22 protein-coding genes and 1 tRNA gene are annotated in these 26,295 nt (G+C 69.3%); 7 read left to right on the top strand and 16 right to left on the bottom strand.

Annotated elements, in window-relative coordinates; genetic code table 11:
* Positions 1–70: 70 nt before the first annotated feature.
* Positions 71–214, bottom strand: coding sequence for a hypothetical protein (locus ACSDQ9_RS07405; RefSeq protein WP_435145609.1), 144 nt, complete (start codon positions 212–214; stop codon positions 71–73).
* Positions 215–400: 186 nt separating this feature from the next.
* Here ACSDQ9_RS07405 and ACSDQ9_RS07400 point away from each other — a divergent pair, with 186 nt between their 5' ends.
* A complete protein-coding gene (locus ACSDQ9_RS07400) occupies positions 401–1,498 on the top strand; it encodes an SH3 domain-containing protein (protein ID WP_435145606.1) in 1,098 nt (365 codons plus the stop codon).
* Positions 1,499–1,586: 88 nt separating this feature from the next.
* A complete protein-coding gene (gene pgi / locus ACSDQ9_RS07395; protein ID WP_435145603.1) occupies positions 1,587–3,266 on the top strand; it encodes a glucose-6-phosphate isomerase in 1,680 nt (559 codons plus the stop codon).
* Positions 3,267–3,344: 78 nt separating this feature from the next.
* Here the strand turns inward: pgi and ACSDQ9_RS07390 are convergent, their stop codons facing one another.
* Positions 3,345–3,770 (bottom strand): MarR family winged helix-turn-helix transcriptional regulator, encoded by a 426-nt coding sequence (locus ACSDQ9_RS07390; protein WP_435145601.1) that lies wholly within the window; start codon positions 3,768–3,770, stop codon positions 3,345–3,347.
* A gap of 152 nt (positions 3,771–3,922) precedes the next feature.
* Here ACSDQ9_RS07390 and ACSDQ9_RS07385 point away from each other — a divergent pair, with 152 nt between their 5' ends.
* Positions 3,923–5,746 carry an ABC transporter ATP-binding protein gene (locus ACSDQ9_RS07385; RefSeq protein ID WP_435145598.1) on the top strand — a complete coding sequence of 608 codons (1,824 nt, stop codon included), beginning with the start codon at positions 3,923–3,925 and terminating at the stop codon, positions 5,744–5,746.
* A gap of 292 nt (positions 5,747–6,038) precedes the next feature.
* Positions 6,039–7,037: a hypothetical protein gene (locus ACSDQ9_RS07380; RefSeq protein WP_435145595.1), complete on the top strand. Its 999-nt coding sequence runs from the start codon at positions 6,039–6,041 to the stop codon at positions 7,035–7,037.
* 94 nt (positions 7,038–7,131) lie between these two features.
* Here the strand turns inward: ACSDQ9_RS07380 and ACSDQ9_RS07375 are convergent, their stop codons facing one another.
* From ACSDQ9_RS07375 to ACSDQ9_RS07365, 3 genes are all read right to left on the bottom strand, one after another.
* Positions 7,132–8,298 carry a nucleotide sugar dehydrogenase gene (locus ACSDQ9_RS07375; RefSeq protein WP_435145592.1) on the bottom strand — a complete coding sequence of 389 codons (1,167 nt, stop codon included), beginning with the start codon at positions 8,296–8,298 and terminating at the stop codon, positions 7,132–7,134.
* A gap of 223 nt (positions 8,299–8,521) precedes the next feature.
* Positions 8,522–8,719: a hypothetical protein gene (locus ACSDQ9_RS07370; RefSeq protein ID WP_435145590.1), complete on the bottom strand. Its 198-nt coding sequence runs from the start codon at positions 8,717–8,719 to the stop codon at positions 8,522–8,524.
* A 16-nt stretch (positions 8,720–8,735) separates the two neighbouring features.
* Positions 8,736–9,566 carry an aldo/keto reductase gene (locus tag ACSDQ9_RS07365; RefSeq protein ID WP_435145587.1) on the bottom strand — a complete coding sequence of 277 codons (831 nt, stop codon included), beginning with the start codon at positions 9,564–9,566 and terminating at the stop codon, positions 8,736–8,738.
* A gap of 111 nt (positions 9,567–9,677) precedes the next feature.
* Here ACSDQ9_RS07365 and argS point away from each other — a divergent pair, with 111 nt between their 5' ends.
* On the top strand, positions 9,678–11,318 hold the full coding sequence (gene argS, locus ACSDQ9_RS07360) for an arginine--tRNA ligase (RefSeq protein ID WP_435145584.1): 1,641 nt from the start codon (positions 9,678–9,680) through the stop codon (positions 11,316–11,318).
* 49 nt (positions 11,319–11,367) lie between these two features.
* Here the strand turns inward: argS and ppgK are convergent, their stop codons facing one another.
* From ppgK to ACSDQ9_RS07315, 9 genes are all read right to left on the bottom strand, one after another.
* Complete coding sequence (gene ppgK / locus ACSDQ9_RS07355) at positions 11,368–12,258, bottom strand: polyphosphate--glucose phosphotransferase (protein WP_435145581.1); 891 nt, start codon at positions 12,256–12,258, stop codon at positions 11,368–11,370.
* A 264-nt stretch (positions 12,259–12,522) separates the two neighbouring features.
* Positions 12,523–13,881, bottom strand: a complete 1,359-nt coding sequence (locus ACSDQ9_RS07350) for a PH domain-containing protein (protein WP_435145578.1) — start codon at positions 13,879–13,881, stop codon at positions 12,523–12,525.
* Complete coding sequence (locus ACSDQ9_RS07345; RefSeq protein ID WP_435145575.1) at positions 13,878–14,366, bottom strand: PH domain-containing protein; 489 nt, start codon at positions 14,364–14,366, stop codon at positions 13,878–13,880. The genes ACSDQ9_RS07350 and ACSDQ9_RS07345 overlap by 4 nt, the downstream gene beginning before the upstream one ends.
* Before the next feature lie 168 nt (positions 14,367–14,534).
* The gene (locus tag ACSDQ9_RS07340; RefSeq protein WP_435145572.1) at positions 14,535–15,245 is read right to left on the bottom strand and encodes a DUF1707 SHOCT-like domain-containing protein; all 711 of its coding nucleotides are present in this window, start codon (positions 15,243–15,245) and stop codon (positions 14,535–14,537) included.
* A gap of 98 nt (positions 15,246–15,343) precedes the next feature.
* Positions 15,344–17,128, bottom strand: a complete 1,785-nt coding sequence (locus tag ACSDQ9_RS07335; RefSeq protein ID WP_435145569.1) for a hypothetical protein — start codon at positions 17,126–17,128, stop codon at positions 15,344–15,346.
* Positions 17,125–17,748, bottom strand: a complete 624-nt coding sequence (locus ACSDQ9_RS07330; RefSeq protein WP_435145567.1) for a SigE family RNA polymerase sigma factor — start codon at positions 17,746–17,748, stop codon at positions 17,125–17,127. The genes ACSDQ9_RS07335 and ACSDQ9_RS07330 overlap by 4 nt, the downstream gene beginning before the upstream one ends.
* Positions 17,749–17,852: 104 nt before the next feature.
* A tRNA-Gly gene (locus ACSDQ9_RS07325) sits at positions 17,853–17,923 on the bottom strand.
* Between the two features lie 45 nt (positions 17,924–17,968).
* A complete protein-coding gene (locus ACSDQ9_RS07320) occupies positions 17,969–18,541 on the bottom strand; it encodes a type II toxin-antitoxin system PemK/MazF family toxin (protein ID WP_435145565.1) in 573 nt (190 codons plus the stop codon).
* 48 nt (positions 18,542–18,589) lie between these two features.
* A complete protein-coding gene (locus ACSDQ9_RS07315; protein WP_435145562.1) occupies positions 18,590–19,444 on the bottom strand; it encodes a hypothetical protein in 855 nt (284 codons plus the stop codon).
* Between the two features lie 172 nt (positions 19,445–19,616).
* Between ACSDQ9_RS07315 and ACSDQ9_RS07310 the strand changes: the two genes are divergently transcribed.
* Together ACSDQ9_RS07310 and ACSDQ9_RS07305 are read left to right on the top strand one after the other, a co-directional pair.
* Positions 19,617–21,428 carry an ABC transporter ATP-binding protein gene (locus tag ACSDQ9_RS07310; protein WP_435145560.1) on the top strand — a complete coding sequence of 604 codons (1,812 nt, stop codon included), beginning with the start codon at positions 19,617–19,619 and terminating at the stop codon, positions 21,426–21,428.
* Positions 21,412–23,286: an ABC transporter ATP-binding protein gene (locus tag ACSDQ9_RS07305; protein WP_435145557.1), complete on the top strand. Its 1,875-nt coding sequence runs from the start codon at positions 21,412–21,414 to the stop codon at positions 23,284–23,286. The genes ACSDQ9_RS07310 and ACSDQ9_RS07305 overlap by 17 nt, the downstream gene beginning before the upstream one ends.
* 183 nt (positions 23,287–23,469) lie before the next feature.
* Here the strand turns inward: ACSDQ9_RS07305 and ACSDQ9_RS07300 are convergent, their stop codons facing one another.
* A complete protein-coding gene (locus ACSDQ9_RS07300) occupies positions 23,470–24,708 on the bottom strand; it encodes a M20 metallopeptidase family protein (RefSeq protein WP_435145555.1) in 1,239 nt (412 codons plus the stop codon).
* Between the two features lie 40 nt (positions 24,709–24,748).
* On the bottom strand, positions 24,749–26,263 hold the full coding sequence (locus ACSDQ9_RS07295; RefSeq protein WP_435145553.1) for an acetyl-CoA hydrolase/transferase family protein: 1,515 nt from the start codon (positions 26,261–26,263) through the stop codon (positions 24,749–24,751).
* Positions 26,264–26,295: the final 32 nt, after the last annotated feature.

Below are 26,295 nucleotides of genomic sequence, written 5' to 3'. Positions count from 1 at the left end.
AGGTTTGTGAAATCCGCCATCTGGATCAGTCCTTGGTGGCGTCAGGCCTCGATGCCCCTCAGTCCTCGGCTCAGTCCTCGATGAACGAGTCCGTCGGCTCGTCGTCGTCGGTGCGACCGTGGGCCAGCAGCATCCACCCGATCGAGATGATCACCCCGGCCCCCACGACCAGGGCGAACACGATCAGCACCACCTCGGGGGTTGACTGGGTCACGGTTCGCCTCCTTGCGCGGGTGGCCGCAGGTCGTCCGTCGACCGCGGATGGGCCCACCCTAATGAGCGCGTCGGGCGCACGGACGGCTCGAATCATTTGGTTTTGCTGAGAAAATCGCTGAGAATGTTCAGGATGTTGGGTGGCGCGAGCCGCCGACGACCGACCGCTGTCAAGCAGAGGAACCCCATGAGCCAGTCAGAGTCCACCGCACCCCGCCGGGGTCGCGACGCCTCCGACGAACCCGCGGACGACACCACGGCACCGGCCGCCCGGCACGCCCTCGAGGAGACCGAGCCCGCGACGCAGGGGTGGCGCGGCCGCCGTCGCGTCAAGGTTGGAGTGGCCATCACCGCCGCCGCACTGCTGCTCGGATCGCTCGGGGCGATCGCGGTGCGCGGCTCCGACTCGTCCCTCGAGACCACGGTGGCTCAGGACTCACCGCAGGCCACGGCCAGCGTCGCCGCTCGCGCCACCGATCAGGTGAACCGTTCGAGCCGTCGCAGTGCCCTGCCCTCGGCCTCGGGACTGGACACTGCCGACATCGAAGCCGCCGTGAAGGCCGCGGCGGCCGTGAAGGTCACCGCACCGGCGAAGCCCGCCACCACCGCCGCGAAGCCGGCCACCAAGAAGCCCACCGCCACCCCGGCGGCGCCCCAGTGGCCCACCGTGTTGTGGAAGGCCCGCGGCACCCGCTACGCGACCACCAACCTGAACATCCGCGCCACCCCGACCGAGGCCTCGGCCGTGGTCACGGTGGTGGCACCCGGTACCGCGCTGGCGACCACCGCGGCCGTGTTCGGCGACTACCGACAGGTGACCTGGAAGGGCAAGGCGGCCTGGGTGAGCAAGGCCTACCTGTCCACCGAGAAGCCGGTGGCGGCCACCTCCTCGTCCTCCTCGAGCGGGTCGGTTGGCACGTCATCGGGCACCACCAGCGGCTCGTGCTCGAAGTCGATGCCCGCCGGTGTCATCGCGGCCGGACGTGCGGCGGCCCTCGAGGCATGCCAGCGATTCCCGGCGATCACCTCGTTCGGGGGCTACCGCGCCGGCGATTCCGGCGAGCACGGCTCCGGCCACGCCGTCGACATGATGGTCAGCGGTCAGGCGGGCTGGGAGGTGGCCCGGTGGGCCCGGGCCAATGCCTCGCGGCTCGGCATCACCGAGGTGATCTACGCCCAGCAGATCTGGACGACCCAGCGCGCCGGCGACGGCTGGCGGCCGATGTCTGACCGAGGCTCGACCACGGCCAATCACTACGACCACGTGCACATCACCCTGGGCTGACCGCGGCAGCTCGTCCGCCATCGAGGTGTTGTCGCGCCAACCCTTGGCAGCGGGCTTCGCGCCCACGGCGGGGTCATAGTCTGGTGCCATGACTGCACCGGTTGACCCCACCACCACCTCGGCCTGGCAGCGTCTGGCCGACCTCGCCGACGACTTCACGCCCGATCTGCGCGGCTGGTTCGCGGACGACTCCGAGCGAGCGGCCCGGTTCACCCTCGACGCGGGCGATCTGCACGTCGACCTGTCGAAGAACTGGGTCACCGACGAGGTGCGCGAGCAGTTGCTGGCGTTGGCCGACGAGGTCGGTGTCACCACCCGGCTGCAGGCGATGGTCGGTGGCGAGCACATCAACGTCACCGAGGATCGCGCCGTGCTACACACCGCGCTGCGTCTGCCCGCGGACGCCACCCTGAGCGTCGACGGTCAGGACGTCGTCGCCGACGTTCACGCCACCCTCGAGAAGGTGTACGCGTTCTCCGACCGGGTGCGGTCGGGCGAGTGGACCGGTGCCACCGGCAAGCGCATCGAGACGGTCGTCAACATCGGCATCGGAGGCTCCGACCTCGGCCCAGTGATGGTCTACGAGGCGCTGCTGCCCTACAAGCAGGCGGGGCTCAGCTGCCGGTTCGTGTCGAACATCGACCCCACCGACATCGCCGAGAAGACGGCCGACCTCGACCCCGAGACCACGCTGGTGATCGTCTGCTCCAAGACCTTCACCACGCTCGAGACCCTGACCAACGCCCGGTTGGCGAAGGCATGGCTGCTCGACGGACTGGTCACCTCCCGCGCCATCGACGACTCGGACGAGGCCCGCGCCGACGCCGTCAGCAAGCACTTCGTGGCCGTCTCGACGGCGCTCGACAAGGTCGCAGCCTTCGGCATCGACCCCGAGAACGCCTTCGGCTTCTGGGACTGGGTGGGCGGCCGCTACTCGGTCGACTCGGCCGTCGGCACTGCCGTGGCCGTGGCCATCGGACGAGACAACTTCGCCGACTTCCTGGCCGGATTCCACGCCATCGACCAGCACTTCCTCACCGCCTCGCCCGAGCAGAACGTGCCCCTGCTGATGGGGCTTTTGAACGTCTGGTACGTCAACTTCCACGGTGCCGCCAGCCACGCCGTGCTGCCGTACGCGCAGTACCTGCACCGGTTCGCGGCCTACCTGCAGCAGCTGACCATGGAGTCGAACGGCAAGTCCGTGCGCTGGGACGGCACCGACGTCACCACCGACACCGGTGAGGTGTTCTGGGGTGAGCCCGGCACCAATGGCCAGCACGCCTTCTACCAGCTGATCCACCAGGGCACCCGACTGATCCCGGCCGACTTCATCGCCGTGGCCAACCCCGCGCACGCCCTGCGTGACGGTGAGCACGACGTGCACGAGTTGTTCCTGTCGAACTTCTTCGCGCAGACGGCCGCGCTCGCGTTCGGCAAGACGGCGGACGAGGTTCGAGCCGAGGGAACGGCCGAGGCGATCGTTCCGGCCCGGGTGTTCGAGGGCAATCGTCCGACCACCTCGATCATGGCGTCGGCGCTCACCCCCTCGGTGGTGGGGCAGCTGATCGCGCTGTACGAGCACATCACCTTCGTGCAGGGCGTCGTCTGGGGCATCGACTCGTTCGACCAGTGGGGGGTCGAGCTCGGCAAGAAGCTGGCGCTGCAGATCGCGCCGGCGGTGGCCGGGGACGATCAGGCGCTGGCCTCGCAGGACGGTTCGACGCAGGCGCTGGTGCGCTGGTATCGGGAGCAGCGTCAGGGTCGCTGACTCCTTGGATCGGGCTCTGCCGCCGATCCGTGGTTTGGGGGTGGCGGGCAGCGGGGGAGGAGGGGCCCGCTGGGGCGGTCAGTCCCCGGAGGTCTCCAACACCCGTCGAAGCAGTGCCGCCAGCTGCTCGCGCTCGGCCTCGTCCAGACCCGCCAGATGGGCTTCCTGGCTCGCGCGTCGGGCAGCGCCGGCGGTCGCGAGCACCGCTCGTCCGTGATCGGTCAACCGGACGACCACCGCCCGGCGATCGGTCGGGTCTGGTTCACGGGTGACCAGCGTGGCCCGCTCGAGCGCGTCGATCACCTCGGTGGCGGAGCGGGGAGTGATGCGCAGTTCCTGGGCAACGACGCCGACGCGGGCGTTCTCGGTGCGATCGATGGTCGCCAGGGCCCGGAACTCGTGCGGCGAGATGCCGACCGGTTCGAGCGCCTCGGCCCAGCGTCGACGCATGCCCCGGGTGGCCTGCATCAGCAGACCGCCGAGGTCGTCCGAGGTGTCGCTCATGGGGATGATCGTAGCGAGGTGTTGCTCCTCACCACAATGTGAGGTAACCTCATTATTACCTCGGCTAAGTGGGGCCCCCGGCGATCGTCCCTTCGACCGCTGCGTGCGGACCACCCGGCCGACCCTGGAACCATGTGTCGAAAGGAGCATCCATGACTGCGATGCCACCCCCTGGCGGAGGTGGGGGCTGGGGCCCCCGCAAGATCGATCCCGCCGACCGCAAACAACTCGCCGAGTCGCCCGTCTCGCTGCGCCGGATCGCCCGACTGTTCGCCCCCAACAAGGGTCAGGTGACCCTGGTGATGGGGCTGCTCGTCGGTGCCTCGCTGCTGGGCATCGTGCCGCCCTTCCTGACCCGCGAGATCATCGACCACGCCCTGCCCGACGGCAACCTGCGGCTGCTGGTGATCTGCACGGTCGCGATGGTCGCCGTCGCGGCGCTCGCGGCCGTCTTCAACGTGCTGCAGACCTGGCTGTCGACCGTCATCGGGCAGAAGATCATGCACCGGCTGCGCTCCGACGTCTTCACCCACCTGCAGCGGCAGTCGGTCGGCTTCTTCACCCGCACTCGCGCCGGCGAGGTGCAGTCGCGCATCACCAACGACATCGGCGGCATGCAGTCGGTGGTCACCGACACCGTCACCTCGGTCGCGTCGAACCTCACCACCGTGATCGCGATGGCCGCGGCCATGGTGATGCTCGACTGGCGGCTCTCGTTGGTGTCGCTCGTCGTGCTGCCGCTGGCCGTCTTCTTCTCCCGGCAGGTGGCCGTGCTCAGGCGCGAGATCACCTCGCGCCAGCAGCGGACCCTCGCCGACCTGCTCTCGCAGGTGGGGGAGGGGCTGTCGATCTCGGGCATCCGGCTCACCAAGACGATGGGTGCCCAGAAGCAGGTCACCGATCGTTTCGTGAACACCTCCAGCGAACTGATCGACCTCGAGGTGCGCTCCCAGCTGGCGGGACGATGGCGCATGGCCACCATGAGCATCGTGTTCGCGGCGATCCCCGCCGTGCTGTACCTCGCCGCAGGCCTGCCCGGCATCCGCAACGGCATCACCATCGGCACCCTGGTCGCCTTCATCGCCATCCAGGGCGGCATCTTCCGGCCGGTGATGGGCCTGCTCAACACGGGCGTCTCGGTTGTCTCGTCGATGGCGCTGTTCAGCCGCATCTTCGGCTACCTCGACCTGCCCGTCGAGGTGGACGACCCGGCCCACCCGGTCACGATCGACCCGGCCGAGGTGCGCGGCGAGGTGGCCTTCGAGCACGTCACCTTCAGCTACCCCGGAGCCGACGAGCCAGCGGTCGTCGACGTCAACCTGACGGTGCCCGCGGGCACGTCGCTGGCGCTGACGGGCGAGACCGGTTCGGGCAAGAGTTCGCTCGCCTCGCTGGTGGCGCGGCTGGCCGACCCCACCTCGGGGCGGATCACCATCGACGGCATCGACATCACCAGCATGCGGCTGGCCGACCTGTCGTCCGTCGTGGGGGTGGTCAGCCAGGAGACCTACCTGTTCCACGCGACCATCCGCGACAACCTGCTGTTCGCCAAGGCCAGTGCCACGGACGAAGAGCTGTGGCAGGCGCTGCGGGCCGCGCAGATCGCACCGCTGATCGAGTCGCTGCCGCAGGGCCTCGACACGGTCGTCGGGGAGCGCGGGCAGCGGTTCTCGGGTGGTGAGCAGCAGCGACTCGCGATCGCCAGGGTGGTGCTGCGCAATCCGCGCATCATCGTGCTGGACGAGGCCACCTCGGCCCTCGACAACGACACCGAGCGCGAGGTGCAGCGGGCCCTCGATGCGCTGGCGGTGGGTCGCACCTCGATCACCATCGCTCACCGGCTCTCGACGGTGCGCGAGTCGGACCAGATCGCCGTGCTCGACCACGGACGAGTGGTGGAGTTGGGCACCCACGAGGAGTTGGTGAGCCGTGGTGGACGCTACGCGAGCCTGGCTCGGGTGCCCGCCGTCGCCTGACGTCGCCCCTTCTGAGCCGCTCGCGCCCTCGTCCCGCGCCGCCTGGCATCCGCAAACTCTCACCAAACGGTGCGACCGGTAGGAACTTTCCTGCGGGTCGCACCGTTTGGTGGGAGTCTGCGTCCGGGGGGCCGGGGGGAGCGACGAACAGCGTCCGCAAAGCCGACACCCAAGTCCGTCCGGTCAGCGACTCGCGAGCAGTTGTCCACAGGCGGACGACGGGTCCGAGAGTTGTCCACAGGCTTGCAGGAGGGGTCTGGTGCATCCCGCCTCGGCTGCACAGAATCGGGGGATGGCAGACGACACCACCCCTGAACTCGTGTGGACCGCCGACCTCGTCGGTCGCGGGCACTCCCAGAACTCGATCAAGCGCTGGGTGCGCTCGGGCACGCTCGAGCGACTGACCTGGGGTGCCTACCTCCGCGACAGACCGATCGCCGAGATCCCGGCCGTCGACTCCGAGCGCCGACACCTGCTGCGCACCAAGGCCGTGCTTCGTCGATTCGGCGGACGAGCGGCAGCCAGTCATCACAGCGGCGCATTGCTGCACGGGCTGCCGGTCTGGGGTGCCGATCTGGGCAACGTTCACCTGACCCGCGATCACGACGACCAGGCCAGACGGGCGAGCGGGGTGATCGTGCACCAGACCTGCCGCGGACAGCAGCTGACGACCACCCCCGAGGGTTGGCCGGTCCTGGGGGTCGCCGACTGTGTGGTGGGGGTCGGCCTGGGATCGGCGCCCCGACAGTCCCTTCCCACGACTGCACTGGTGGCCGCTGATGCTGCCCTGCATCAAGGGCTGGTGTCCTTCGATGAGCTGGACGAGGCCGTCGCCCGGCTGAAGGGATATCGAGGGATCGGGCCGGTGCGTGCGGCGCTCGTCCATGCGGATGGCCGTCACGAGAGTCCCGCAGAGACCCGGATGGCGGTGTTCCTGCGAGCGACGGATCTGCCGTTCGTCCCGCAGTACGAGGTGTGGGTTGACGGCACCACCTATCGCAGCGACTTCAAGCTGATCGACCATCCGGTGCTGATCGAGGTCGACGGCATGGGCAAGTACGGGGACCCGTCAAGCATGACGCCGGACGACATCAGCCGCGCCCTCAAGGTGGAGAAACAGCGCGAGGACGCCCTGCGGAGCCTGGGTCATGTCGTCGTCCGGGTGACGTGGGACGACCTGAGGAATGAGTCGGTGCTGCGGGGGCGGATCAGGGCCGCCATCGACCTCGCGCGACGGCTCTCGGATTCGTCCGACGTCTACAGACCCTCAGGAAACGTGCGACCCGCATGAACCTTCCTACCGGTCGCACTCTTTGGTGAGGGTTTGCGCCCCTGAGAGCGGGGCAGAGGGCGCGGCAGGGGGCGTGGCCAGCGGTGGCGGGCTCTCAGTCGGAGCCGAACAGGTCGCGGGTGTAGACCTTGTCCGCCACGTCGGCCAATGCCTCCGACCGACGGTTGGCGACGATCACGTCGGCCTGGCGCTTGAACTCGTCCAGATCGCGCACCACCCGCGAGTGGAAGAACTCGTCCGCCTCGAGCGCCGGCTCGTAGACGATCACCTCGACGCCCTTGGCCTTGATGCGCTTCATGATCCCCTGGATGGACGACGACCTGAAGTTGTCGGAGCCCGCCTTCATGGTGAGGCGATGAATGCCGACGACCTTCGGATCCCGCGCGAGGATGTCGCGCGCGATGAAGTCCTTGCGGGTGGCATTGGAGTCGACGATCGCCTGGATCAGCGTCTGCGGCACGTCGGTGTAATTGGCCAGCAGCTGCTTGGTGTCCTTGGGCAGGCAGTAGCCGCCGTAGCCGAAGCTGGGGTTGTTGTAGTGCGCGCCGATGCGCGGGTCGAGCCCGACACCGTCGATGATCTGGCGGGTGTCGAGCCCGTGCGTGGCCGCGTAGGTGTCGAGCTCGTTGAAGTACGACACCCGCATCGCCAGATAGGTGTTGGCGAACAGCTTGATGGCCTCGGCCTCGGTTGAACCGGTCAGCAGCACCGGCACGTCGGAGTCCAGCGCTCCTTCGACCAGCAGCCCGGCGAAGACCTGCGCCGGCTCGGTCTGCGACCCGACGACGATCCGCGACGGGTGCAGGTTGTCGTACAGGGCGCGCCCCTCGCGCAGGAACTCCGGTGAGAAGAAGATGCTCTGCCCGGGGTGCTGGTCGCGCAGCGCGTTGGTGTAACCCACCGGGATCGTCGACTTGATCACCACCGACGCCTGCGGGGCCAGCGCCACCGCCTGGGCCACCACTGAGTCGACCGTGGAGGTGTTGAAGAAGTTGCGGTCGGGGTCGTAGTCGGTCGGGGTCGCCACCACGATGAAGTCGGCCCCCGGGTAGGCGTCGGCCGGATCGGTGGTCGCGCGCAGGTTCAGCTCGGTCTCGGCGAGGTGCTGTTCGAGCTCCGGATCGGCGATGGTCGACCGGTGCGCATTCGCCACCTCCACTCGCTCCGGATTGATGTCGACCGCCACCACCTCGTGACGCTCCGCCAGCAGCACCGCCAATGACATTCCGACATAGCCGAGCCCGGCCACCGCAATCTTCATGCCGTCAGGGTACCGACCATGCTGACCTTGCCCCACGTCCGGCTTGCCCTGCGCTCGGCAGACTCGCACGAAAGACTGCGACCCGTAGGAATCTTCATGGGGGTTGCACCCTTTCCTGGGTGTCTGAGGTCTCGCTGGGGTTGGGAGCTCGCTGGAGTTGCGGAGCGCCGCGGTTGCGAGCTCGCCGGCTGCGAGTCTCGCTGGGCGGTGGTGATGCTCCCCCTCACCTCAGCTCGTCGAGGTCGGCCTCCAGACGACGGACGACGGCCGGCAGCTCGTGGGCCAGCACCGCGACCACCGCCGTGTTGCCCCCGCCCGTCAACGCGCCCTGCACTCCGCGGCGCACGATCACGGACCGGGGCTCCGACCCCAGGGCGCCGCCCAGGTCAGACCACTCCAGTCCGAAGGGAAGCGTGGTCACGACCTGAACCGATCGCTCAGAAGGAGGCCGTTGCCGGGTCCGCTCCCTGCCGGAAACCACGGTCGAGCCCCGAGATCACCGACAGCTGGTCCTCCGAGAGCTCGAAGTCGAAGACGTCGAAGTTCTCGGCGATCCGCGAGGGAGTCACCGACTTCGGGAACACGATCAGCCCCTGCTGCAGGTGCCAGCGCAGAATCACCTGGGCGGGCGTCTTCCCGACAGCTTCGGCGATCGCGACCACCTCGGGCAGGGTGATGTCGCCGGGCTCGGACTGGTTGCCCAGCGGGGTGTACACCTCGGTGGTGATGCCCAACGACTCGTTGAACTCGCGCAACTCGCGCTGTTGGAAGGTGGGGTGCACCTCGATCTGGTTGACGCTCGGCGTCGCGCCGTTCAGCGCCTCCAGGTTCGGCACCAGGAAGTTCGAGACGCCGATCGAGCGCGCCAGTCCCTCGGCCTTGAACTGCTGCAGGGCGTCCCAAGCCTCGACGTAGGCGTCGCCGTACTTCACGGTCGCCGGCCAGTGGATCAGGTAGAGGTCGACGTGGTCGAGCCCCAGCTTCTCGAGCGAGCTCTCGATGCCGCGCCGGGCGTCGCCGGCCAGGTGCGCGTCGTTCCACAGCTTGGTGGTCACGAACAGGTCGTCGCGGGCGATGCCCGACTCGGCGATGGCCTTGCCGACCCCCTGCTCGTTGCCGTAGACGGCCGCGGTGTCGAGGTGCCGGTAGCCGACCTCGAGGGCGGTGGCGACGGCGGGAACGATGTCGTCGGTCGAGACCTGCCAGACGCCGAAGCCGAACTGCGGAATCTCGACGCCGTCGTTGAGGGTGATCGTGGGCACGCTCATGGTGAAACCTTCTTCCGTGGGGGACGCCCCGACCCTACCGAGGACGAACCACTCGCCCCCACCCCAGCACGGGTGCGCGGGGCCCATTTCGCGCGTGGAAGAATGTGGCCCATGCCCGTTGCCTCGCTCGTCCAGACGCTCACCGACCGTTTCGCCGCCGCCGTGGGTGGCGATCCGGAACTTCGCCCCGCGAGCAAGCCCCAGTTCGGGCAGTTCCAGTGCAACGTCGCGATGCGCCTGGCCAAGCAGCAGGGACGAAACCCCCGCGAGGTCGCCGCCGCCATCATCGAGGCCGCCGACGTCGACGACCTGTGCGAGCCGCTCGAGATCGCCGGCCCCGGATTCATCAACATCCGCATCAAGCCGAGCGTGCTGGCCGCCGAGGCCGCCCGCGTGCTGGCCGCCCCGAACGCCGGCATCGCCCCCACGACCACCCCCGAGCGCGTCGTCATCGACTACTCGGCTCCCAACGTGGCCAAGCAGATGCACGTCGGCCACCTGCGCACCACCATCATCGGCGACTGCTTCAACCGCGTGCTCACCGCCGTCGGACACACCGTCATCCCGCAGAACCACATCGGCGACTGGGGCACCCAGTTCGGCATGCTGATCGAGCAGATTCTGGACGAGGGTCTCGATGCCTCGACCCTGACCCTGGCCGACGCCGATGCTCTCTACAAGCGCGCCGCCGCCCACTTCAAGGAGGACGTCGACTTCGCCAAGCGGGCCCGCGCCCGGGTGGCCGTCTTCCAGGGCGGTGACGAGGAGTCGCTGGCGGTCTGGTGGCAGTTGATCGAGGTCTCCAAGCAGGGCTTCAACCAGGCCTACGCGCGGCTCAACGTGCTGCTGGTCGACGACGACCTGGCGGGGGAGTCGACCTACAACGACGACCTGCCGGTGCTGGTCGCCGAGCTCGAGAACTCAGGCGTGGCGGTGGTCGACCAGGGCGCGCTGTGCGTCTTCGTCGACGGCATCGAGGCGCCCCTGATCGTCCGCAAGTCAGACGGGGGTTACGGGTACGCCACCACCGACTTGGCCGCCATCCGCCGCCGGGTCAACGATCTGGACGCCGATCGGATCATCTACGTGACCGACGCCCGGCAGGGGGGCCACTTCGCCCAGGTATTCGCCGCCGCCCGCAAGGCGGGTTTCCTGCCCGACGACGTCGAGGTGCAGCACGTCGGCTACGGCATGGTGCTCGGCGACGACAACAAGCCGCTGAAGTCGCGCGACGGGTCGGCCGCCAAGCTGGTCGATCTGCTCGACGCCGCCGAGCAGGTGGCCGAGCCGGCGATCGCGCTCGCGGCGATCAAGTACGCCGACCTGTCGTCGGGCCTGCAGAAGGACTACGTCTTCGACCCCGATCGTATGACCCAGACGACCGGCAACACCGGCCCCTACCTGCAGTACGCCCACGCGCGCTGCCAGCAGATCCTGCGCCGGGCCGAGGCCGAGAATCTCCCCGTCGGGCCGCTGACCCGCACCGACGAGGTCGCCGAGCAGACGCTGGCCCTGCTGCTGTCGCGTTTCGGTGACGTGGTGGCCGAGGTGGCGACCAGCCTGCAGCCGCACAAGCTGTGCACCCATCTCTACGAGACCGCGGTGGCCTACGCGACCTTCTACGAGCAGTGCCCGGTGCTGAAGAGTGAGGGCGAAGTGCGCGCCTCGCGACTGGCGCTGTGCCGGGCAACCGCCCAGGTGCTCGCCACCGGGCTCGACCTGCTCGGCATCGAGGCCCCCGACCGCATGTGACGACAACGGAGCCCCCGACCACGCATGGTCGGGGGCTCCGTTCCGTAGGTCAGTCCTCGTCGACGAGGGTGTTCTCTCCCGCGGGAACCTCGGGGGCGACATCGGGGTTCTCGACCCGCTGCTGCGCCAGCGTGGCCGCACCGATGATGCCCGCCTTGTTGCGCAGCGCGGCCGGAATGACCGGGGTGCGCAGCTTGAGCAGCGGAATGAACTTCTCGTGGTCCTTCGAGACGCCGCCGCCGATCACGAACAGGTCAGGCCACATCAGGGCCTCGACCACCTCGTAGTAACGCTGCAGACGCTTGGTGGCCCACTCCTTGTACGACAGGCCCTCCTTGTCCTTCACCGACGAGGCGGCCCGCGACTCGGCATCGTGGCCGTCGATCTCGAGGTGGCCGAACTCGGAGTTGGGGATCAGCACACCGTTGTTGATGATGGCCGAGCCGATGCCGGTGCCCTGGGTGGTGAGGATCACCAGGCCGCTGACGCCCTTCGCGGCACCGTGGTGCACCTCGGCGACGCCGGCGGCGTCCGCGTCGTTGACGACCGTGATCGGACGACCCAGCCGCTCCGCGAAGAAGGTCTCGGCCTCGAGGCCCTTCCAATCCTTGTGCAGGTTGGCGATCATCGGGATGTGGCCGTGCACGACCGGCGCCGGCACGGTCAGCCCGATGGGGGCATCACCGATCTGGTCGGCGAAGTGGTCGACGATCTGGGCGACCACGTCGGCCACATTCGAGGGGGTCGACTTCGCCGGGGTGTCGATCCGCAGGCGCTCACCGGCGAAGTCGCCGGTCTCGAGGTCGACGGGCGCGCCCTTGATGCCCGAACCACCGATGTCAATGCCAAGAACGATGCTCATGGGGTCCAGCCTAGGGCCACCGAACGGGGCGAGTGGGCAGTGGCCGCCATCCGCACCGCGGCGCCGGCTCGCGCTCATCCGGCAAACGACTGCTCGCCCGTTCGAGGGCCGGAATTCGTCCGGATGTCGGGGGAAACCCTTCGGGCCCGGTGGAAACCTGAAGTTTGCTCACGGCGGATCGGGAAACCTTTGCACTTGAAGGAAATGTCCGTAACCTTGTTACGAGGACGGTGGTCGGGATGCGAACGCTGGTCCTGGGATTGCCACTGGGGGGTGGCATCTGGGCTGGGTCCGCGATGCTTGGGCTCGACCGGGGGCTGGGATTCCACAGCGCCCTAGCGGTCACGGCTTCGCGGGCCCGCCCCACAACTTGGGCCTCACGCTCCGCACCCACTGCCGTGCGACGGCGGGATCGACTCCACTGACGTTGACGTCGACCACCGATCCGCTGATCTGCACCGAGAACCCCGCCAGCCCGAGCCGTCGTTCCAGCGGACCCTGTGACACCCGCCGCGCCTGCATGCGCGACCGCGCCACCACGCTGAGGCGTGACTGCAGCCGACCCGATCGGTCGGCCACCACCTGCTCCGAGACGGCCCAGCCACGCTGCCGCCAGTCCAGCGGATGCAACCAGCGGGCGCGGCGGGGGAGCGGCTGCCAGTCGAGGGCATCCAGGTCGACCTCCGGCCACACGGCCCGCAGCACGCGGGTGACCTCGTCCCACGTGCCGACCGGAAGCAGCACGGTGCTGCCGCCCTCGTCGGCCTCGTCGCCGGCATAGCCGAGCACGGCGAACCGCACCCGCCACCAGCCCCAACGTCGCCACCACCACGACTGCGACAACTCGATGCCCTGCACCCGCTCGACGGGCACCGTCTGACTGACCGTGTCCGTGAGCCCCCGGGCCACCCGCACCACCGACGGCTCGGGCGCGTGCAGGCGGTAGTTCCACTCCTTGACGACACGGTTGAGCACCAGGGCCGCCAGCCCCCACACGGCCGGCACGACCAGGCCAGCGAACGCGAAGGTCGAGGTGACGATCGAGGGCACCAGCGCGAGGGCGGCGAAGAGCACGGCCCACAGGAAGTCGTGACTGGTCACCACTGCTGCCACCAGCCGCCCCGGAGGCACGCTCACCACCACGTCGTCGACTCGCTCCGGCGACTCATCGTCCCCGGGGGCATCGGTCGGTGCCGTGCCCCACGTTTCCGAGCGGACGAGGGCCGCCCTGCCCACCAACTCGTCCCGCAGGGCCTCGGCCCGGGATCGTCCGAGGAACTCGAGCTTCTGCGGGGCCCCGCCACCGACATCGAGGCGCAGCCCACACACGCCGACGAGCCGGGCCGCGAACGGGGCGACGATGTCGATGGACTGAATCTTGGAGTAGTTGACGACCGTCGAGGAGTTCCAGATGAACCGGGTCTCCAACCGCAGGGCATCGGCGTCGAGGCGGTAGCTGGTCGCGCGCCAACTGATGAACCCCGCGACGACGGACACCAGCAGGGCCGCGAGCAGGATCCAGGCCCACCACGACAGGTGGTCGAACTCGAATCGCCCGCCGTTCTCGAGCCACGAGCGGCCACCGAAGAACACCAGGGCCAGCAGCCCGACCCAGCCCTTGACGACCGGGGTGAGGGGGTGGAGCCGTTCCGGAGGGGTGTCGACCTCCCGAGCGGACGAGGCCGGGGTCGGCTGGCTCACAGACCCATGCTCCGGGCCTCGGCGCGTTCGGTGAGCCGATCGCGCAGGGCCGCGGCGGCATCCGCGTCGAGCCCGGGAATCGTGGCTTGGGAGGCGCCGGACGCGGTGACCAGTTGCACCGTGGCCAGGTTGAACGAGCGCTCGATCGGGCCCGAGGTGATGTTCACCGCCTGCATGCGCCCGTACGGCACGACGGTCAGCGTGCGCCACAGCAGTCCGTGCGTCAGGTACAGCTCGTCATCGCGCTCGGCGTATCCCCACGAGGCCGCCCACCGGGCCTGACGCTGATGCCGCCACACCGTCACCGCGAGCAGGGCCGCCCCCACGACCACCGCCACCCACCAGGGCGCCCAGATCGCGAGTGGCACCACCGCCAGTACGAGCAGGATCGGCCACGTGATCAGCACCATGCGGCGCTTGAGACGAGCGAAGTCGGGTGAGAGACGCTGCCAAGCCTCACGGGGTGGGGCGAAGAGCTCGTCCATGCCCCCAGCCTACCGAGGCCGCACCCACCGCCACCCGGCGCTCGACCCAGCCCGGGATGGTCCGACGAACGGGTGAGCCCGCGACGAACGCTGCTCTCGATCACGAATCCGGTCGAAAAGCGGCCCGCAGGAACATCGACGGCAGTGTTCGTCGCAGACGCGCGCGACTCAGGAGCGCGACTGCTTGAGCGCCCGCCGCGCCGACTTCTTCACCAGCGAGATGAATGACTTGTGGTCGGGGCCGATCACCTTCACCTCACCCATGAAGGTGACCCCCGTGATCGTGATGGTGGGGCCACCAGCGACGGGCGGACGAGTGCCCACCACCTTCGACTCACCCATGATGTTCGAGACCCGGTCGATCACCTGCACGCCGGCCGGCACGATCACCTTCAGGTCGCCCAGACCCACCATCACCTCGATCTCGACGTGGGGATCCTCCATCACACCCTGGGTGAGGTCGATGATCGCGTCGCCGAGCCCCACCAGCACGCTGGTCTTGCGATGCATCCGCCATCCGGGGCTGTCGCGGCGGGCCGTCCCGAGAATGCCGAACAGGCTGTCGGAGTCCGACGCGACGTGCGAGGGGTCCACCACGACGAGTTGGTCGGGCCCGGGCTCGGCGCGTACCGCGGGTGGGGGGCTGGTGTACTGCTGCACCTGCGTGGTCGGCATCAGGTCGGCGGTGATCGGGGCCAGATCGTTGAACGTCTTCGAAGCCAGCACCTGCCCGGTGCGCTCGTCGAACTCCTCGCGGGTGATCCGTCCCTCGGCGTAGGCGGTGGTCAACACCGTGGTCACCAGTTCGCGGTCCTCGTCGGAGATGCGGAAATGACCGCCGGGAACCTCGGACGACGGCGGGGTGACGGGAGTGCTCATGGCCCCCACCGTAGGTGGTCGGACCGGGGTCTGACGACGGTTTGCGGGACGGATCAGGGACACCTCCGGGAGCCCACCCGGCTCGGATCGTGCCCCCCTCAGCGGGCGTACCGATCGAGCACGGCCTGACTCTCCGCGCCCGGTGTCCACACCATCGGACGGCCCGTCGCATCGTCCCAGGTGAGCTGGTGCTGCTGGCCAGCGACCGCGCGCACCCAGATCAACTCACCGTTGGGGCGCAGCAGTACGAGCACGACCTCTCCGGGGGCGACCGAGGCCTGCGGCGTCGACCGCAGCACCAGGTCGTCCACCACCGTTTGCCGATCGGACGCGGTCAGCACCCGGCCGGCGATGTCGTCGTCCGTGCTGACCGACGTGCCGTTCGGATCGCAGAACCGCACCTCGGTGGCCTGATCGGGTGTCATCGGCATCAGCGTGCGCCAGGTGTCCCACAGGCACAACTTGCCGGGAGCTCGGGCGGTGGCCGGTGCCCACCCCGGTTGCTCCCGTTGCGTCGTCATCAGACGGACGAAGGTCTCGATGGCTCGCTGCTGGGGGTGGCAGTCGCCGGCCGGCAGATCGAGCCTGACCGACGTGCCATCGGGTTGCAGGGCGACGAACCATTCGTCCGACCGGTTGGGGCTGCAGGCGCCGGGGCCGGTGCCGAGGCTGGCGACGAACTCGGGGATGCCGGTGGTGAGCGGCTCCGCGGGTCCGAACCGCCAGGTCGAGCAGAACCAGATCTGGGTCGACTCGGCCGGCAGGGTGCCGTCGGTCGAGGTGGTCGGCGCCGCCCCCTGGCAGGCCTGGGTCGTTCCCTCGGACGGGGTGGAGGTGGCGGTCGGCGAGCCTGGGGTGCCAGATCCCGAGGTGCCTGCGCCCACGGCCGCGATCACCCGTCGGCTGGCCTGTGAGGGCACCCACCCCCACACCCCCTCGGTGTCGCGGAAGACGTAGCCCGACAGGGATTGGCTGTACTCGAGGCGCAGGAACTCTCCGTTGGCCTGACGCAGCTGCAGCACCGGGTTGTCGGGCATTCCGCCGTCGGTGACCTTCGTCCGGTTCTGCTCGACGTCGGCCACCAGGGCGGGGACGGCGGCCTCGTCGACCATGGCGGCGTGCGTGCCGCCCTGCGCGTCCCTGGTGCAGACGGCCACCTGGGTGACCCACTCGAGACGGGCCGGGATGGTCGACCGATAGGTCTGACAAGGGGTGAAGCCGTGGGTGGCGGGGGAGACGGCGGCGGGTTCGCGGCCGTTGCGCTGGGCCTGCAGGCCGGCGATGGTGGCCTCTTGCATGGTGGTGAACCCGAGTCGTCCGCCGAACTCGCCGCAGCCGGCCGCCATGCCCACGAGCACGCGGCGGGACCCGTCGGCATAGCTCAGGATCGCCATGCCCGGGATGGACGCGTCGGCCGTGCAGGCATAGCCCGTGCGAGGCGGGGTCTTGAGGGCGTTGTAGGTGTCGACCCAGGCGTCGAGGCCGGTGGTGAGCGGCTCCGGCGGGGCGTACTCACTGAAGTACGGGCTGTCGCCGCCGGTGCACCACTGCAGCGAGACGGCCCCGTGGGGCAGGGTCACGGGTGCGGGGAACCCGCGGTAGGCCTCGGAGAACGCCTCCGAGTCGGCGGGACAGGCGACGGCCACCGGTGCGGTGTGGGTGCCGGTGGGGGCGGCGGGGACGGCCCGACCGGCCCCGCCGGCACCGGTCAGCTGCGCCGCGATCACCGCGACCACCACCGCCACCAGGGCGGCACCGGAGCCGGCCATGGCGAACCGGCGGCGGCGGGATCGTCCGCGCTCCTCGGCGCGTGAGGCCCAGTGGGTCGGCTTCGGGGGATCGGGCACGACCGCGTCGAGGCGGTCGCGGAAGGTGTCGTTCATGGCGTGCCCTCTGGGCTCTCATCGAGGGTTGGCAGGGCCGCGCGGTCGGCGTCGGCCAAGTGGGGCGAGCGGCGCAGGGCCGCCAGGGCGCGGTGGGCGTGCTGTTTCACGGCGCCGCGCGAGATGCCGAGCAGGTCGGCGGCCTGGGCCTCGGTGAGGTCGTCGTAGTAACGCAGCACCAGTACGGCCCGCTGCTGGCGGGGCAGGGCGAACAGCGCGCGGGCGAGGTCGGGCTCGTCCGCGTTCACCTCGGACGACGGCGCGGTGCCGCCTCGGTCGTGGTCGACGTCGCTGGCGCTCTCGCGCCACACACCACGGCGCCACCAGCTGGCGTGGGCGTTGACGATGGCGCGGCGCACGTAGGCCTCGGGGGACTGCTCGGCGGTGTTGAGGCGGTCGAAGCGCGACCAGCAACGCGCCAGGGCGTCCTGCACGAGGTCCTCGGCCCGTTGGTGGTCGCCGGTCAGCAGCCAGGCCGTGCGCCACAGGGCTCGTCCGCGGGTCTGCACGAACTCCTCGAAGCTGGCCCAGCGGGGTGCGGACGCGCCGGAAGCGGCCGCCGTGGCCGTGTCGTCGGCCTCCCTGCCCACCATGCTGGTGAGGATAGGCGCGCTGGTCATCGTCCCTCCCCGACTCGCTCTCACCGTGATCAACGCGAGATGAGGGCGGCATGGTTGACACGACACCGGTGGCGCCGAAGAGGGGGTGGGGTGGGCATGAAAAGAGCGGGCGACGGGAATCGAACCCGCGTGTCCAGCTTGGGAAGCTGGCGCTCTACCATTGAGCTACGCCCGCGTGCCCGGCTGCATCGACCGGACGACGCCCGAGTCTAGCGGGCCTTCACCGGTATCGGCGAACCGCCTCCGCGACCTTGCGGAATCGTCCCTCATCGAGGCGTTCGCCGGCCGTCCGCACCGCGGCGGGGTCGACCCGGATGATCCGGTCCACGCGAGCCTCGCTGGCGCGTCGCTGCTTGTCCCACGCGCCGGTGCCGACGTCGATCCAGTGCCGGCCCGCGCGGGCCTCCTGCTCCTGGTCGCGATCGTGGTCCTTGCTGGTCAGCGGCAGGGCGAGCAGCCAGTCGCCGTCGCGCCCGATCAGCAGCACCGGACGATCCTTGCCCTGGCTGTGGTCCTCCTCGTAGGGCACCCACGTCCAGACCACCTCGCCGGGGTCGGGCAGGTCGCCGGGGTGCGGCGCATAGGTGATGGAGAGGTCGCCCGTGTAGTCCCCGGGGTAGTCGCTGCCTGCGTGCGGGGAGGGGGACTGCCGAGTGGTCGACGTGCGGTTGGTCGAGCTCCGCTTGGCGGTGGTTCGCGTGCCGGTGGTGCGCTTGCGCACCTCGCTGCGCAGGGTCTTCTCGGCCGCGCGAGCCAGTGCCTCGATCAGGGTGCGTCCCCAGGAGTTCGCCATGGGACGACCCTAGCGGGCGGGGTGTCGAGGCTGAGGGGGTGCGGGCGCTCAGAGGTAGCGGGGCTCGGGGCCGTAATGCACGTTGCGCAGGTCGCGGGGGTAGACGTCGGGGGTGGCCCGGAAGGCCTGCCACAGGGCGAAGTAGCGAGTGACCGCGGGCAACCACAACCAGCCCGCGCCCACAGCGGCCAGCGGGATGGCGACGTAGGCCCAGTCGTTCAGCAGGATGGCCAGGCAGGAGAGCGCCACGGCCACGAGTGCGGCGATCCGGCTCCACTTGTGGCCGTTCCAGGCGTTGAACGCGGCGATTGCCGGGGCCGCAACCATGACAGCACCGGCGCCGGCCGCGGCGACGGCGAGCAGCACGGCGGTCAGCGACCACGAGTCGGGCTTGGCCCACTCGACCATGCGGATCGAGGTGGGGAACGAGTGCAGGTGGATCATGTCCCACCAGACCTTGACCAGGGCGGCGGCGGAGGCCACCGACGAGGCGTACAGGAACCCGATGGCCACCAGCATCATCGGCGCCCGGCGCGGCTGTCCCGTGGCCTCGGAGACGGGGATCGCGGGCTGCAGTTCGTCCAGCGGGGGGAGGGTCTCGATCTGTTTGGGCCCGGCAGGCTGGTGGGGCGTGGAAGGCAGAGTCTGGTCGACCTGCCGGATCGATGCGTGGGCGACCGGCGCGGCCTGAACCTGTGCCTGCACGGGTGCCTGTTCGGGATGGTGAGGGGCCTGCTCGGAATGGTGAGGGGCGTGCTCGGACTGCTGAGGGGGCGGCTCAGGACGGGCGTACTGCTCATCCATGGACCTGCGCGCCCTTACTCGCGTGGAGTCGGCGTCGGGTGCCTCGTCCGGCGCGGGCATGCCGCGTCCGCCGGGCGGGCCACCAGCCTGCTCGCTCACTCGTCCTCCTCGGTTGCGCTCCCGGCCAGCCTAGCGGCCGGCGCGTCCACGGTCGTCGGCCCGGAGGCCCCGCGCTTTCCGGAGGGGCGATCTGGACACCGCCCCCGGATGGTCGCGCGACGTCGTTAGAGTGACGGGCGATCCAGAGAGGGGTGGCGACCAGGTGCGGAACATGCGGCGGTTGGTGCGCTTCCTGGCCCCCTACAAGGTGCTGGTGATCCTGGCGCCGCTGATGATGGCCCTCGAGGTCACCGGGGACCTGATGATGCCCCGGCTGGTGCAGCACATCATCGACGAGGGCATTCTGGTCGACGACCGCGGTGAGGTGCTGCGATCCGGGGTGCTGATGGTGGTGATTGCCCTGGTGGGCATGGTCGCCGGCGTGCTCTGCGGGGTGTTCGCCATCCGCGCCTCGCTCGGCTTCGCCGCCGATCTGCGCGAGGCCCAGTTCCGCACGGTTCAGCAGCTGAGTTTCGGCAACCTCGATCGACTCGAGACCGGCAGCCTGATCACCCGACTGACAACCGACGTCACCCAGCTCAGCGATGCCGTCCAGATGGCGATCCGCATCATGATCCGCTCGCCCCTGACGCTGTTGGGCAGTCTGGTGCTGGGCATTCTCACCGCCCCCCGGCTTGCGCCGCTGTTCGTGGTGCTGTTCCCGGTGATCGCGGTGTTGATCGCGGTGGTCATGAAGAAGGCCTTCCCGCGCTTCCGCGTCGTGCAGAGCAAGCTCGACCGCATCAATGCGATCATCCAGGAGAACCTCGCCGGGGTGCGGGTCGTGAAGGCCTTCGCCCGGCACGACCACGAGCGGCGGCGCTTCGGGGTCGGCAACGACGACCTGCGCGACACGACGCTCGGGGCCACCTACATCATGGTCGCGGTGATGCCCCTGATCATGTTCGTCGTCAACGTCGGGTTGGTCGCCGCGCTCTGGTTCGGGGGCGTGCGGGTGATTGACGGCGACCTCGACCTCGGCGCCCTGGTCGCCTTCACCAACTACCTCGTGCAGTCGCTGTCGGGGCTGATGATGCTGTCGATGATCATCGTGCGGTTCACCCGCGCCGAGGTCTCGGCCGAGCGGGTCAACGAGGTGCTCGACTCGGTGCCCGACCTCGCGCAACCGACTGTCACCTCGTCGCAGGACGGCCCGGCCCTGCGTGGCGAGGTCAGCTTCGAGCACGTCGGGTTCCGCTTCTCGGAGGATTCCGACGACGTGCTCCGTGATCTCAGCTTCACGGTGCGGCCGGGGCAGGTGCTGGCCATTCTGGGCGCGACCGGGTCGGGCAAGTCGGCCCTGGTGGGGTTGATCCCACGCTTCTACGACGCCACCTCGGGCGTGGTGCGCATCGACGGCCACGACGTGCGGGAGATTCCCGAGCCGACTCTGCGCCACACCGTCGCCATCGCCCTGCAGGAGGCCGTGCTGTTCTCGGGCACCATCGCCGACAACATCCGCTTCGGCAACGAGTACGCCACCCGTCAGGAGGTCGAGCGCGCCGCCGAGATGGCACAGGCGGCGGAGTTCGTCCGCGCGCTGCCCGAGGGGTTCGACTCGGTGGTCGGGCAGCGCGGGGTCAACCTCTCCGGTGGCCAGCGGCAGCGACTCGCGATCGCCCGGGCCCTGGTGCAGCGGGCACAGGTGTTGGTGCTGGACGATTCCACCAGCGCCGTCGACGTGGCCACCGAGGCGCGCATCCAGGCGGCCCTGGCCACCATCGACCAGACCTGCATCATCGTCGCCCAGCGCATCAGCGCCGTGATCGGGGCCGACCGCATTCTGGTGCTCGACGACGGCCGGATCGTGGCCGACGGCACCCACGACGAGCTGCTGCGCGGCAATGCCACCTACCGCGAGATCTGCCTGAGCCAGTTCCCGGAGGGGCAACTGCCGGCGGGGCCCTCGTCCCTGGTGGCGGGGCTGTCGGACGTCGACGAGGCCACCACCGACGAGGAGGACGATCGTGTCGCAACCTCCTAGGCCCGGTGGCGGCGGCGCCCGCTTTCTCACCGAGAAGTCGCAGGCCAAGGACACCCGACGTACCCTCGCGCGGCTGTGGGGCTACCTTCGCCACCAGCGCGCCGGCTTGGTCACCGCCCTGGCGCTGGTGGTGCTCGCCACGCTCAGCCAGTTGGCGGGTCCCTATCTGATGGGTCGCGCCATCGACGCGTTCATCGTCCCGGGTGACCGCCCCGGGCTGGCGAGCATCCTGATGCTGATGGTCGCGGTCTACACGCTGGCCGCCGGCTTCACCTGGCTGCAGTCGAGGGTGATGGCCGCGGTGGCCCAGCGCACCGTGCACGCCCTGCGCACCGACACCTTCGACAAGCTGCAGCGCCTGCCCGTGAAGTTCTTCGACACCCGACCCCACGGCGACACCATGAGCCGGGTCACCAACGATGTCGAGGCGATCAGCCAGATCCTCACCGAGTCGACCACGCAGATCATCTCGAGCGTGCTCACCGGCGTCGGCGTGATCGTGCTGATGGTGTGGATGCAACCCACCCTTGCGGTGGTCAGCGTGGCCTCGCTGTTGGTCACCTCGCTGGTGGTCAACACCTGGATCGGGCGGCGGACGAAGGCCGGCTTCCGCGCCCAGCAGCGCCACCTCGGCCTGCTCAACGGGCTGATCGAGGAGACCATCACCGGGCAGCGGGTGGTGAAGGCGCACCACGAGGAACACGCGCGCACCGAGGCCTTCCGCGCGGCCAACCTCGACCTGCGCACCTCATCGACCAGGGCGCAGACCTTCGCCGGCATCGTCGGGCCGCTGATGAACTTCTCGAACAACCTCGCGATGGGCCTCACGGTCGCCACCGGAGCGGTGCTGGTGCTCGCCTCGGCGGCCACAGTCGGCACCCTGGCCGCCTTCATCACCTATCTGCGCCAACTCAGCCAGCCCATCAACCAGCTGGCGAACCTCTACAACCAGCTGCAGAGCGCCCTGGCCGGAGCCGAACGCATCTTCGAGATCCTGGACGAGCCCGACGAGGTCGACGCCGAGCTGAGCGAGCGGGCGGCCATCGAGCGGGGCGAGGTGGTCTTCGACCGGGTCGGGTTCAGCTACGACGGCACCACCCCGGTGCTGTCGGACGTGTCGTTGCACGCCCGGCCTGGTGAGGTGATCGCCCTCGTCGGCCCCACCGGCGCCGGCAAGACCACCGTGATCAACCTGCTCACCCGGTTCTACGAGATCGATTCGGGTCGGGTGCTGATCGACGGACGACCGCTGGCCGAGCTCGCCAAGGCCGACCTGCGGCGCCAGCTGGGGGTGGTGCTGCAGGACAGCTTCCTGTTCGTGGGCACCGTGAAGGACAACCTGCGCTACGGCCGTCCCGAGGCCACCGACGACGAGATCGAGCGCGCCGCCCGGCTGGCCCAGGCACACGACTTCATCCACCACCTGCCGCAGGGGTACGACACGGTGCTGACCGAGCGGGGCGCCAATGTCAGTCAGGGGCAGCGACAGCTGATCGCGATCGCCCGTGCCCTGTTGGCCGACCCGGCGATCCTGATTCTCGACGAGGCCACCTCGAACGTCGACACCCGCACCGAGCAGCTGATCCAGACGGGCATGACGGCGTTGATGCGGGGGCGCACCAGCTTCGTGATCGCGCACCGGCTGTCGACGATCAGGCAGGCCGACCAGATTCTGGTGATCAACCACGGGCGGGTGGTCGAGCACGGCACCCATGACGAACTGCTGGCGGCGGATGGCTTCTACGCGCGCCTGCACCGCAGCCAGTTCGAGGGCGACGCGCAGTTGGATCGCGAGGAGGAGGAGGCCCAGATTCGCGAGCAGGTGCGCGAGAGTGCGGCCGCCTCGTCCGTCGACTAGCCGCGGCCTCGTCCGACCAGCCGCGGACCTCGTCCCACAAGACGCAGACTCTCACCAAAACGTCCGGCCCCCAGGAACTTTCCTGGGAGCCGCACGTTTTCTTGCCGGTTTGTCGGGTGGGGGTGGCGGACGAGGGCGCCAGGTCGAGACACGGCGATCTCGACAGGTCGCTCGGTCCCGGGCTCAGGGGTGGGTGGCGCCGCCCTTGCCGGCGAGGCGACCGATCGTCCGCACGGCCAACTCCGCCATCAGGGCCGCACCGTCGGCCAGCACGCCGTCGTCGTAGGTGGCCAGGGGGGAGTGGTTGAAGGCCGAGGTCAGGTGGTCGGCCTCACGCGGCACCGCAGAGAGGGCGATGTAGCACCCGGGCACCTCCTGCAGCACCCGACTGAAGTCCTCCGAACCCGCCAGCGGCGAGGCCCACTCGGAATAGCGGTCGTCGCCGAAGACCTCGCGCACCGTCGCCGCCGTGAAGGCCGCGTAGTCGGCGTCGTTGACGGTCACCGGGTAGGACGTGCGGTAGCTGGCCTCGGCCTCGCAGCCGTGGGCCGAGGCGATGCCCTGGGCCAGTCGGGTGAGGGTCTCGCCCAAGCGGGTGGTGTTCGTCTCGGAGTAGCAGCGCACGGTCGCCTCGAGCGTGCCCTCGGCCGGGATGACGTTCTCGGCCGTGCCCGCGTTCAGCTTGCCCACCGTGACCACGACCGGGTCGAAGGGGCTGTACTCGCGGGTGACCATCGTGTGGGTGGCGGTCACCAGTTCGGCCAGGGCGGGAACCGGATCGGTCGCCAACCACGGCGTCGACCCGTGACCGCCCTTGCCCCGAATGGTGGCCTTGAACTTGTTGGTGGCCGCCATGATCGGCCCCGGACGCGTCGCGAAGGTGCCGTTCGGCTCGAGCGCCGAGAACACGTGGATGGCGAAGGCGGCGTCGGCGCGGGTGCCGGCCGCGTCGAGAATGCCCTCCTCGATCATGAACCGGGCGCCGTCCAGCCCCTCCTCGCCCGGCTGGAACATGAACACCACGTCGCCCGCGAGGTCGTCCCTCACGTGGCAGAGCGTGCGCACCGCCCCCATCAGCAGACTCATGTGCAGGTCGTGCCCGCACGCGTGCATGGCGCCGTTGGTGCTGGCGAAGTCGAGCCCGGTCTGCTCGGTGACCGGCAGGGCGTCCATGTCGCCGCGCAGCAGCACGACCGGACGATCCTCCACCCGTTCCGGCGCCCGGCCGCCTCGCAGCACCGCCGTGATCGAGCTGAGGCTCTCACCCGTGGTGATCTCCAGCGGCAGCCCCTCCAGTTCCGACAGCAGGAGTTGCTGGGTCTGGGGAAGGTCGAGCCCGATCTCGGGAATCTGGTGCAGATCGCGGCGCAGGCGCACGAGGTCGTCCTGCAGGGTGTGGGCGTGGGCGAGCAGATCGGTCATGACCCGACGGTATCGCTCCCGCCCCACCCGTAACCCCGGCTCAGGCCTTCATCGTGCCTTCCGACAGGAACTTCACGTGCCAGCTGAGCGCGTTGGCCAGGTCGTGCGGGGTGTGCATGCCGTTGGCCTTCTTCTCGGCCTGGGCGACGTAGTCGAGCAGTTGCTCCTTGTAGTCGGGGTGGGCCACCTTCTCGATGATCACCTTGGCGCGACGGCGAGGCGACAGGCCGCGCAGGTCGGCCAGGCCCTGTTCGGTGATGATCACGTCGGTGTCGTGCTCGGTGTGGTCGACGTGGTTGACCATCGGCACGATGCACGAGATCGCCCCACCCTTCGCGGTCGAGGGGGTGACGAAGCACGACAGGTAGCCGTTGCGGGTGAAGTCACCCGACCCACCGATGCCGTTCTGCATGCGAGAGCCCATCACGTGGGTCGAGTTCACGTTGCCGTAGATGTCGGCCTCGATCATGCCGTTGCAGGCGATGACCCCCTGGCGGCGGATCAGCTCGGGGTGGTTCGAGACGTCTTGCGGGCGCAGGATGATCAGGTCGCGGTACAACTTGGCGTTGTCGTTGACCTTCTGGGCGGCCTCCGGCGACAGCGAGAAGGCGGTGGCCGACGCGATGGTCAGCTTGCCCGAGTCGAGCAGGTCGACCATGCCGTCCTGGATCACCTCGGTGTACGAGGTCAGGTTCTCGAAGGGGCCCTCGAGCAGACCGGCCAGCACCGCGTTGGCAATGTTGCCCACACCCGACTGCAGCGGCAGCAGGTTCTCGGGCAGTCGTCCGGCCTTGACCTCGAGGTCGAAGAAGTCGAGCAGGTGCGACGCGATCGCCTTGGAGTCGTCGTCGAGCGGCTTGAACGGGCTGTTGCGGTCGGGACCGTTCGTGATGACGACCGCGGCGACCTTGTCGGCGTCGACGTGCAGGGTGTGACCACCGATGCGATCCGAGGGCTTGGTCAGCGGGATCGGCTTGCGGTTCGGCGGCAGCGCGGCGATGTCGTAGTAGATGTCGTGCATGCCGAACAGGTCTTCGGACTGCCACTCGTTCAGCTCGAGAATGACCTTGTCGGCTGCCTCGATGTAGGTGCGGTTCAGTCCGATCGAGGACGAGGGCACGAGCTCGCCCTCGGCCGTGATGCCCGAGATCTCGATGACCGCGACGTGCAGCTTGCCGAAGAAGCCCTGCGAGACGTAGGTGGCGCCGTGGGAGAGGTGCACGTCGGAGTAGTGGGCCGAGCCGTCGTTGATCTTGGCCCGCATGATCGGGTCGGACTGGTAGGGCATGCGCCAGTCGACGGCGTCGGCCTCGGCCAGCGCGCCGTCGAGTTCGGGGGCGGTCGAGGCACCCGTCCAGACGCCGATCTTGAATTCGTCACCCTTGTTGTGGGCGGCCTTGGCGCGCTCGGCGATCGCCATCGGCACCGCCTTGGGGTACCCCGACCCGGTGAACCCCGAGAATCCGACGTTCATGCCGTGCTGCACGAAGGCGGCAGCCTCGTCGGCAGTCATGACCTTCTGGCGAAAACCCTCGTTGGCGATGCGAGCGGACATCTTTCCTCCTTGAAAGCGGCGGCGGGAGCGAA

The sequence above is a fragment of the Aestuariimicrobium soli genome, assembly GCF_051192575.1.
Lineage (GTDB): Bacteria > Actinomycetota > Actinomycetes > Propionibacteriales > Propionibacteriaceae > Aestuariimicrobium > Aestuariimicrobium soli.
Note: the sequence above shows the minus strand (reverse complement) of the source record. Positions and strands in the feature narration are given on the sequence as shown.

Bases quoted from the DNA above. Each gene is read 5' to 3' on its own strand.
- ACSDQ9_RS07345 (WP_435145575.1), bottom strand. From the start codon at position 14,366: ATGGACGAGCTCTTCGCCCCACCCCGTGAGGCTTGGCAGCGTCTCTCA.
- ACSDQ9_RS07310 (WP_435145560.1), top strand. From the start codon at position 19,617: ATGCGGCGGTTGGTGCGCTTCCTGGCCCCCTACAAGGTGCTGGTGATC.
- ACSDQ9_RS07390 (WP_435145601.1), bottom strand. From the start codon at position 3,770: ATGAGCGACACCTCGGACGACCTCGGCGGTCTGCTGATGCAGGCCACC.
- ACSDQ9_RS07300 (WP_435145555.1), bottom strand. From the start codon at position 24,708: ATGACCGATCTGCTCGCCCACGCCCACACCCTGCAGGACGACCTCGTG.
- ACSDQ9_RS07385 (WP_435145598.1), top strand. From the start codon at position 3,923: ATGACTGCGATGCCACCCCCTGGCGGAGGTGGGGGCTGGGGCCCCCGC.
- ACSDQ9_RS07380 (WP_435145595.1), top strand. From the start codon at position 6,039: ATGGCAGACGACACCACCCCTGAACTCGTGTGGACCGCCGACCTCGTC.
- pgi (WP_435145603.1), top strand. From the start codon at position 1,587: ATGACTGCACCGGTTGACCCCACCACCACCTCGGCCTGGCAGCGTCTG.
- ppgK (WP_435145581.1), bottom strand. From the start codon at position 12,258: ATGAGCGCGAGCCGGCGCCGCGGTGCGGATGGCGGCCACTGCCCACTC.
- ACSDQ9_RS07295 (WP_435145553.1), bottom strand. From the start codon at position 26,263: ATGTCCGCTCGCATCGCCAACGAGGGTTTTCGCCAGAAGGTCATGACT.
- ACSDQ9_RS07320 (WP_435145565.1), bottom strand. From the start codon at position 18,541: ATGGCGAACTCCTGGGGACGCACCCTGATCGAGGCACTGGCTCGCGCG.
- ACSDQ9_RS07335 (WP_435145569.1), bottom strand. From the start codon at position 17,128: ATGAACGACACCTTCCGCGACCGCCTCGACGCGGTCGTGCCCGATCCC.
- ACSDQ9_RS07375 (WP_435145592.1), bottom strand. From the start codon at position 8,298: ATGAAGATTGCGGTGGCCGGGCTCGGCTATGTCGGAATGTCATTGGCG.
- ACSDQ9_RS07400 (WP_435145606.1), top strand. From the start codon at position 401: ATGAGCCAGTCAGAGTCCACCGCACCCCGCCGGGGTCGCGACGCCTCC.
- ACSDQ9_RS07365 (WP_435145587.1), bottom strand. From the start codon at position 9,566: ATGAGCGTGCCCACGATCACCCTCAACGACGGCGTCGAGATTCCGCAG.
- ACSDQ9_RS07330 (WP_435145567.1), bottom strand. From the start codon at position 17,748: ATGACCAGCGCGCCTATCCTCACCAGCATGGTGGGCAGGGAGGCCGAC.
- argS (WP_435145584.1), top strand. From the start codon at position 9,678: ATGCCCGTTGCCTCGCTCGTCCAGACGCTCACCGACCGTTTCGCCGCC.
- ACSDQ9_RS07340 (WP_435145572.1), bottom strand. From the start codon at position 15,245: ATGAGCACTCCCGTCACCCCGCCGTCGTCCGAGGTTCCCGGCGGTCAT.